This is a genomic window from Enterobacter cloacae complex sp. I2 (genome assembly GCF_014896205.1).
Lineage (GTDB): Bacteria > Pseudomonadota > Gammaproteobacteria > Enterobacterales > Enterobacteriaceae > Enterobacter > Enterobacter quasihormaechei.
On record NZ_JADBRA010000005.1, the window covers coordinates 208731 to 217105 of the forward strand.

8 protein-coding genes are annotated in these 8375 nt (G+C 52.0%); all 8 read left to right on the forward strand.

Features of this window, described 5'->3' with window-relative positions; all coding sequences use genetic code 11:
• Positions 1-39: 39 nt before the first annotated feature.
• On the forward strand, positions 40-303 hold the full coding sequence (locus IM300_RS06455; protein WP_370552236.1) for a DUF1799 domain-containing protein: 264 nt from the start codon (positions 40-42) through the stop codon (positions 301-303).
• On the forward strand, positions 300-3212 hold the full coding sequence (locus IM300_RS06460; RefSeq protein WP_193035772.1) for a phage tail tape measure protein: 2913 nt from the start codon (positions 300-302) through the stop codon (positions 3210-3212). The genes IM300_RS06455 and IM300_RS06460 overlap by 4 nt, the downstream gene beginning before the upstream one ends.
• A 74-nt stretch (positions 3213-3286) precedes the next feature.
• Positions 3287-3640, forward strand: coding sequence for a hypothetical protein (locus IM300_RS06465; protein ID WP_020690998.1), 354 nt, complete (start codon positions 3287-3289; stop codon positions 3638-3640).
• Between the two features lie 56 nt (positions 3641-3696).
• Positions 3697-4044: a phage tail protein gene (locus IM300_RS06470; protein WP_045331477.1), complete on the forward strand. Its 348-nt coding sequence runs from the start codon at positions 3697-3699 to the stop codon at positions 4042-4044.
• Positions 4041-4796, forward strand: a complete 756-nt coding sequence (locus tag IM300_RS06475) for a phage minor tail protein L (RefSeq protein ID WP_193035774.1) — start codon at positions 4041-4043, stop codon at positions 4794-4796. The genes IM300_RS06470 and IM300_RS06475 overlap by 4 nt, the downstream gene beginning before the upstream one ends.
• A gap of 1 nt (position 4797) precedes the next feature.
• On the forward strand, positions 4798-5508 hold the full coding sequence (locus IM300_RS06480; RefSeq protein ID WP_193035776.1) for a C40 family peptidase: 711 nt from the start codon (positions 4798-4800) through the stop codon (positions 5506-5508).
• Between the two features lie 32 nt (positions 5509-5540).
• Positions 5541-6170 (forward strand): tail assembly protein, encoded by a 630-nt coding sequence (locus IM300_RS06485; protein WP_193035778.1) that lies wholly within the window; start codon positions 5541-5543, stop codon positions 6168-6170.
• 51 nt (positions 6171-6221) lie between these two features.
• A partial coding sequence (locus tag IM300_RS06490) for a host specificity protein J (protein WP_193035780.1) occupies positions 6222-8375 on the forward strand: 2154 nt, incomplete at its 3' end.

Consider the following 8375-nt stretch of genomic DNA (forward strand, 5'->3'; position numbering starts at 1 on the left):
GCCTCGGCGTTTTATACGCCTGAGCCCACTGCGGAAGAGCTGGCACCATATGGGCTCACGCCGGATGATTACGACGATCAATACATCGATGTCTGGCCAGATGTCTGGCCTTCATTTCTGGTATTTCAGTCCGTCAGTACGCAGTGGCGCACGGGGATGGGCGGCACAACAGGGCTTGATTACAACGTCCTTCCCTGGGTAATGCGTCTGCATAACGTACACGACGAGGTAACCGCATTTTCCGATCTCCAGATAATGGAGCGAACCGCGCTAAAAATTATGCATAAAGAGGGTGCTGGATGAGTAACGACATCGCTACTATTTCGCTGCGCGTAAATACCAGTGAACTGGAGCGCGGCAACCAGGCGCTGGATCGCTTTCAGGAGTCTGCGTCCGCCGCGGCAGGTAAAGCGGATGACCTGAACAGTACGTTCCGCACCGGGATCGACAACCAGAAAAAAAACAGCGAAAGCCTGAAACAGCAACGGCAGGAACTGCAAAACTTGCTGAATAAAATCAGCCCTGTTAACAAGGCGCTGGACGAGCTGGATACCATTCAGGAAAGCCTGGCTAAATTCCGGAGCAAAGGTCTGGTGGGTGACGAGGACTTTACTCGTTACAACAGCGTGCTTGAGACGACCCGCGCGAAACTAGCGCAGGTCATGGAATCTGAAACAGCGGAGGGCCGTGCTCGCATTGAGCAGGCTCAGGCAGCACAACGGGCAGCTGCCGCAGGCAAAACTTTTATCGACTCACTTGAGGACCAGGTTTCAGCTATCGGAAAAACCCGTGCAGAGTTACTCGAACTGAAGGCGGCCCAGCTTGGCGTGTCGGACCGCGCTGCGCCAATGATTGCCCGACTAAAAGAGCAGGAAGAGTCCTGGAAATCTGGAGCTATCAGTGCGGGGCAGTACCGTAATGCCATGCGTTACCTGCCAATGCAAATGACGGATATTGTGACCTCACTGGCCTCCGGTATGCCGGTTTATATGGTTGCTATCCAGCAGGGGGGGCAACTGCGTGATTCCTTTGGTGGGGTGGGGAACGCGCTAAAAGCGATGTTATCCATGGTCACCCCGGCGCGTGTAGCGATTGGTGGTCTGGCCGGTGCAGTTCTCCTTGCCGCGAAGGCAGGATCTGATTACTTCACTGCCTATGACGAAATCAATAAAGCTATCATCCGCACCGGAAACATTGCCGGTACGTCAGCGCTACAGATTATGGCATCCTCCCAGTCAATCTCTGCTTCAACCGGGGCGACGGTGGGCACTGTCCAGAGTCTGATGACAGAGTTGGTTGGTATCGGCTCAATGTCTCAGCAACAGCTTGAGAAAGCTACCAAAGCGACGGCGCTGGCAGTTGAAACTGGCATTGTTTCGGCTCAGGACATTACCAAGGCTTATAAGGATATTGAAAAGGATCCGGTTAAGGCTCTTCAGAATCTTAATGAGCAATTCAACTTTCTCACCGTTTCACAGCTTAAGCACATTGACGAGTTAGTTAAGCAGAAAGACCAGACCGCTGCCGTTACTCAAGCTATGGATTTGTTTGGCGACACGATGGCAGAGCGCGGAGAGCAGGCTTACGACTCGCTGACACCATTTGGCCGCCTGTGGCTTGATATCAAGGGATGGGCATCTGAGGCTATGCAGAGCATCGGTCAGTGGGTGGCTGAACTGGCATCAAACACGCTAAAGGAATTTAACGCAATTTATTACAGCGTCGCGATAGTTTTCCAGAAGCTGAACCAGATTATTTCTTCTTCTATCGCGGCTGCGATTAATCTCGTTCCTGACTGGGCGAAAACTGATACTTTGCAGGGATGGCAGGACTATAACGAACAAATGGCCGTCGCTTATGGTAACAGCGTGTCTCAGCTGAAAAAGGACTGGGACGCGGCTGACATTAGCGCAGGCAAGTACCTCGATACATCCCGCAAGATAAGCGCCGCGACCACTCAGAAGGATCGGGAAGCAGTCGCTTCGTTTGGCAAAAAAACGAAAACAGGAAAGCAGGGCACTGTATCTGCTGGCGACCGCAGTACTGACGCTGCTCAGACCGAATTGCTGGCGCTTCAGGCGCAGTTGCGTGCTCTTCAGCAGCATAAAGGACTGAACGACACTATCAGCCAGCAGCGCAAAGATCTGTGGACGACTGAAGCAAAATTTCAGGTGCTGGAGGAGGCCTCGCGTTCACGTTCCCTGACAAAGCAGGAACGATCCCTGCTGGCGAGTAAAGACCAGGTGCTTCAGTTGGCACGGCAGAAAGCCCTGTTAGGTGATCAGATTACCGAACAGGATCAGCTGAACAAGCGAATGGATACCTCGCAGAAATACGTCACGCAGATGGCAGAGAAGCAGGCTGCTTTGGTCGGTGGAGCTGGAATGAGCGATCGGTTAGCTCAGCGTGAACTCGCGAAAAGTCAGCTTGCCGCAGGTTGGGTGAACGCCGGCGGTTCTCTGGAGGACGTTGGTTATCAGAAGCAGCTCAAAGCGGCGAATAATTACTATGCCGCAGAGGACAGGTTGCGTGGCGACTGGTTGACCGGCGCGAAAAAGGGCTGGACTGAATTTGAGGACTCCGCAACCAATGTTTACTCACAAGTGCAGACACTTACCAACAATACATTCACCGGTATGGCCAGCACTCTTACAGACTTTTTTACCACTGGAAAAGCTAACTTCTCAGATTTCCTGACAACCTTTTTGAAAGGAACAGCCCAGATGCTGACACAGTTGGCGCTGGTTAACGGAATGAAGTCTGCGTTTGGGGGGACATCATTTGGTTCATTTTTCGGATTTTCTAGTGGCGGCGCAGTTCCGGAATTCGATACTGGCGGCTACACAGGGGATGGAGGAAAGTATCAGCCAAAAGGCGTGGTGCATGGTGGCGAATTCGTCTTCACCAAAGAGGCAACAAGTGCGCTGGGAGTTGGAAACCTCTATTCACTTATGCGAAGCGCACAGGGTTATGCAAATGGCGGTTATGTTGGCCACGCTCCGATGTATGGGCTTCAGTCATCATCGGCCGGTGGGGTAAGTATTCAAACGTCCGTAGTTGTTCAAAACCAGAACTCTCAGCAGCAGACTTCTGCAAATAACGATGCTGTTTCTCGCGCTTACAAGCAGACTATTGATCAATCTGTTCGGGCAGGTATTGCGAAACAACTTCAGCCTGGTGGGCTCATCTGGAATGCAACAAAATCAAGATAAGAGACATGGTGTTTGTTTTATCACATTATTCATCATGTTAAGATGTTTCCGATTGCAATCAAAGGAAACTTAAAATGAAGAAGGTAGTGGCTTTAGCTCTTGGGGCTTTAATGTTGTCTGGCTGTACTGTTCGTGTTGCTGATATGACCGTTGGTAGTACTAAAAATTACAACTTGAACGCAGCTAAGTTTGAAAAAGGTCAACGTGTGACTGGTGAAGACAAAGCTCCAATTGTTATTTTCCCGCTGGGCATTCCAAGCGTTAAAACTGCAATGGATCGGGCTATTGAAAAAGACAAGTGTTCCGTAGGCCTAAGCGATGTTGTTATTTATCAATTAAACCACGCATTTCTGTTCGGCACATATGGTTACCGTGTTGAAGGCACGCAGATTATCGACAAGTCTCAGCTTGGTTGTGAAACCCGCTAATTTCCTTCTCATATTGTCACAAGCCACCTTCGGGTGGCTTTTTTTATGGAGCAAACATGGCACTGGAAACGTTCACCTGGCGAACGCAGATACAGGCGGGAATGGAAGGAACGTTTAGCCATAAAACCCGCTCTGCAACCTTTGGCGATGGCTATGAGCAGATTGCAGGGGAAGGCATCAACTCTGAAAAGCAGTCATGGCCTGTAACCCTAACGGGCAAAAAAACGGACATGCTCCAGGCCCTTAAATTCTTTCGTTCTCACGTTATAAAGTCATTCATCTGGACATCGCCAGTTGGCGAAACTGGGCTCTACCGGATTGAGGCCGAATCAATCAAGTCACAGCCCTTATCCAGCAACGTTCTGACCATTTCCGCAACATTCAAACAGGCGTACGCACCATGATCACAGCAGACTATCAAAGCCTTGAGCCCGGTAATAAAGTCCGGCTTATCGAAGTTGATGGCTCTACGTTCGGCGTGGATGATGTACTGCGATTTCACGCGTACAACCTCCCGCACACAGAAGAGGAAATCGCCGCCGCTGGTGGTGATGAATCAAAGCTGAAGGCAAAAAGTATCTGGTGGCAGGGGGAAGAATATGCCGCCTGGCCGTATCAAATTGAAGGCCTTGAAGCCTCCACAGACGGCAACAGCGCCCAGCCAACGCTGACGGTTGCAGATATCGAAAGCAAGATTACAGCGCTGTGCCTGGCTTATGACGATATGCTTCAGGCGAAAGTCACTATCCATGACACTTTTTCACATTATCTCGATGCGAAGAACTTCCCAGCAGGTAACGCAACAGCTGATCCGCAACAGGTCAGAAAACGAGTTTTTTACATCGATGGCAAAAGCAGCGAAATTCCGGGCGAAAGTATCGAATTCGTACTCGATAGCCCGATGTCGTTGCAGGGTAAGATGATCCCCACGCGCCAGCTTCATTCCCTGTGCACCTGGTGCATGCGCAATAAGTACCGCACCGGCGACGGCTGCGACTATGCCGGTACCCGCTATTTCGATAAAAACAACAACCCGGTGAGTGATCCGTCGCTGGATGAATGCCCCGGCACGCTTACGGCCTGTAAGCTCCGGCATGGAGACGGCAACGAACTGCCGTTCGGTGGATTCCCGGGCACGTCGTTGATTAGGAGTTGATATGCGCCAGAAAACCATTGATGCGATTATGGCGCACGCTGCCGCTGAATATCCTCGTGAGTGCTGTGGTGTGGTGGGGCAAAAAAGTCGTGTTGAACGTTATTTCCCGTGCCGGAACCTTGCCGCGGCACCGGAGGAAAATTTTGTCCTCTGCCCGGAAGATTACGCAGTTGCTGAGGACTGGGGTACGGTGATCGCCATCGTTCACAGCCACCCTGACGCCACTACGCAGCCGAGCGAACTGGATAAAGCGCAATGCGACTCAACGCTTTTACCCTGGCATATCGTGAGCTGGCCAGAGGGGGATTTACGCACCATTCAGCCGCGCGGAGAGCTGCCGCTGCTGGAGCGTCCTTTTGTGCTTGGTCACTTCGACTGCTGGGGGCTGGTAATGAGCTATTTCCGGCAAACGCATGGTATCGAACTCCACGATTACCGGGTCGATTATCCCTGGTGGGAAAACGACTACCCGGACAACTTCTATCAGGATTGCTGGTATGAGTGCGGATTCCGTGAATTCGACGGGCCGCCAAAACCTGGCGATTTGGTGATCATGCAGGTTCAGGCTGATAAGTGGAATCATGCGGGGATTCTGCTGGAAGGCAACATGCTACTGCATCACCTTTATGGGCATCTGAGCCAGCGCGTACCTTATGGCGGTTACTGGCGTGAGCGCACAATGAAAATACTGCGCTTTAAAGACTGTTTCTGAGAACCGCCTGTGACAGTATTTATGGGGGAAAAATGGCTGCATTACTCAATGTTGAGCCGGTCCGCACAATTCGATTGTACGGCGTGCTAGGCGCCACCTTCGGGCGTGAATATCGTTTATCAGTAGCCTCACCAAAGGAGGCCATCCGCGCCCTAAGCGTTATCGTGCCGGGTTTTGAACGTTTCCTGAATACCAGTAAGCAACGAGGTTTAACTTATGCGGTATTCAGCGGGAAACGAAACCTCTTAAACGATGAGCTCAGTATGGACAGGAGCACAGAGGAAATCCGCATCGCGCCGGTGATCATCGGCAGTAAGCGAGCCGGGGTGTTTCAGACAATCCTCGGGGTTGCCCTTGTCGCTGTTGCTGCGTTCGTCACGGGAGGGGCCGCGATTGGGATTGGTGGTACTGCTTTCGCTGGTGGATGGGGCGCTGTGGCGGGGATTGGGGCATCAATGGCGATCGGCGGCGTAGTCCAGATGCTTTCTCCCCAGACTACCGGGCTAGCCAGCAAGCAATCAGCAGATAACCGCGCCAGCTATGCATTTGGTGGCGTGACGAACACAACCTCTCAGGGAAACCCTGTCCCCATTCTCTATGGTAAACGGCGAATCGGCGGCGCTGTTGCCTCTGCCGGGATTTACGTAGAAGACCAGCAATAACAAATATTTGTCAATCAGGCCACCTTCGGGTGGTTTTTTTATGGGCGCGATATGGCTAAAACAATTACCGGACGTAAAGGCGGCAGTTCGAGTTCCCGCACCCCTGTCGAGCAGCCCGATGATCTCCAGTCCGTTGCGAAAGCGAAAATCCTGATGGTTCTCGGTGAAGGGGAGTTTGCTGGTGGGCTGACCGTGAGGGATATCTATCTTGACGGCACACCTTTACAAAACGCTGATGGTTCCGAGAACTTCAGCGGTGTCGTGTGGGAGTTTCGCCCAGGGACACAGGCTCAGGATTACATTCAGGGGATACCTGGCACAGAAAATGAAATCAGCGTCGGTACCGAAGTATCCAGCGAAACAGCCTGGACGCATACCTTCACCAATACGCAGCTTTCAGCGGTTCGCCTGCGCCTGAAGTGGCCATCTCTTTTCAAACAGCAAGATAACGGGGATTTGGTAGGGTATTCCATCAACTATGTGGTGGAGCTTCAGACGGACGGTGGTAGCTGGCAAAAGGTCCTTGATACTAATGTGACCGGGAAAACCACATCCGGTTATGAACGCAGCCATCGCATCGATTTACCGAAAGCTGGCAGCACCTGGACCATCAGACTGCGCAAAATTACCGCTGACGCAAACAGTGCCAAAATTGGCGACACGATGACGCTCCAAAGTTATACAGAGGTCATCGATGCCAAACTGCGCTATCCAAACACAGCTCTGTTGTACATCGAGTTTGATTCCAGCCAGTTCAATGGCTCTATTCCCCAAATTGCCTGTGAACCACGTGGTCGTGTCATCCGCGTACCGGATACTTACGATCCGGAAACAAGAACTTATAGCGGTACGTGGCTTGGGACATTCAAATGGGCCTGGACAGATAACCCTGCGTGGATATTCTACGACCTGGTGGTTAGCGACCGTTTCGGGCTTGGGGATCGTCTCACAACAGCGAACATAGACAAATGGACACTTTACCAGGTTGCACAGTATTGCGATCAGATGGTGCCGGATGGCAAAGGCGGAAGTGGCACCGAACCACGTTATACCTGCAACGTCTACATTCAGGAACGCAACGACGCTTATACGGTCCTGCGTGATTTTGCTGCTATCTTCCGCGGGATGACCTACTGGGGCGACGACCAGATTGTTGCGCTGGCGGACATGCCGAGGGATGTTGATTTTACATACACGCATGCGAACGTTATCGATGGCCGGTTTACCTATTCCAGCAGCACCACAAAGAACCGTTATACCAATGCGCTCGTATCCTGGTCTGATCCTGATAACGCCTATTCTGATGCGATGGAACCTGTTTTTGAACAGGCGCTGGTTTCGCGTTATGGTTTTAATCAACTTGAGATAACAGCTATTGGTTGTACCCGGCAATCGGAGGCGAACCGAAAGGGGCGATGGGGGATCCTCACCAATAACAAAGATCGCGTTGTTACTTTCAATGTAGGGGAAGACGGTAACATTCCACAGCCTGGCTATGTAATTGCTGTAGCCGACCGAAATCTTTCCGGACGTGACCTTGGCGGCCGTGTTTCTGCGGTGAATGGTCGTGTTTTGACGCTGGACAGGGCACCGGATGCATCTTCGGGCGACAGGATGATTGTCAATCTGCCATCAGGGGTTTCGCAGTCACGCACCATCCAGTCGATAAGGGGCAATAAAGTAACCGTTACGACTGCTTACAGCGAAACGCCTGTGGCTGAGGCCGTATGGGTCATTGAGTCTGATGAGCTCTACGCACAGCAGTATCGCGTTATTACGGTAACTGATAATAATGACGGCACGTTCACAATCGTCGGTGCAAATCACGATCCGGATAAATTCGATCGCATTGATACGGGAGCCATCATTGACCAGCGCCCGGTGAGCGTGATCCCGCCGGGCAACCAGTCGCCGCCTGCGAACATCGTGATCAGCTCGTTTTCTGTGGTACAGCAAAATATCAGCGTCGAAACGATGCGCGTGAGCTGGGACCAAGCGCAGAACGCTATCGCCTATGAAGCGCAATGGCGCCGCAATGATGGGAACTGGGTTAACGTGCCGCGCAGCTCCACCACGTCATTCGACGTCCCCGGGATTTATGCCGGGCGCTACCTGGTGCGCGTACGCGCAATCAATGCCGCAGAAATCTCGTCCGGATGGGGCTATTCAGAAGAGAAAACGCTGACGGGGAAAGTGGGCAATCCG

Coding starts and splice junctions, on each gene's coding strand:
- IM300_RS06460 (WP_193035772.1), top strand. CDS start 300: ATGAGTAACGACATCGCTACTATTTCGCTGCGCGTAAATACCAGTGAA.
- IM300_RS06465 (WP_020690998.1), top strand. CDS start 3,287: ATGAAGAAGGTAGTGGCTTTAGCTCTTGGGGCTTTAATGTTGTCTGGC.
- IM300_RS06470 (WP_045331477.1), top strand. CDS start 3,697: ATGGCACTGGAAACGTTCACCTGGCGAACGCAGATACAGGCGGGAATG.
- IM300_RS06475 (WP_193035774.1), top strand. CDS start 4,041: ATGATCACAGCAGACTATCAAAGCCTTGAGCCCGGTAATAAAGTCCGG.
- IM300_RS06480 (WP_193035776.1), top strand. CDS start 4,798: ATGCGCCAGAAAACCATTGATGCGATTATGGCGCACGCTGCCGCTGAA.
- IM300_RS06485 (WP_193035778.1), top strand. CDS start 5,541: ATGGCTGCATTACTCAATGTTGAGCCGGTCCGCACAATTCGATTGTAC.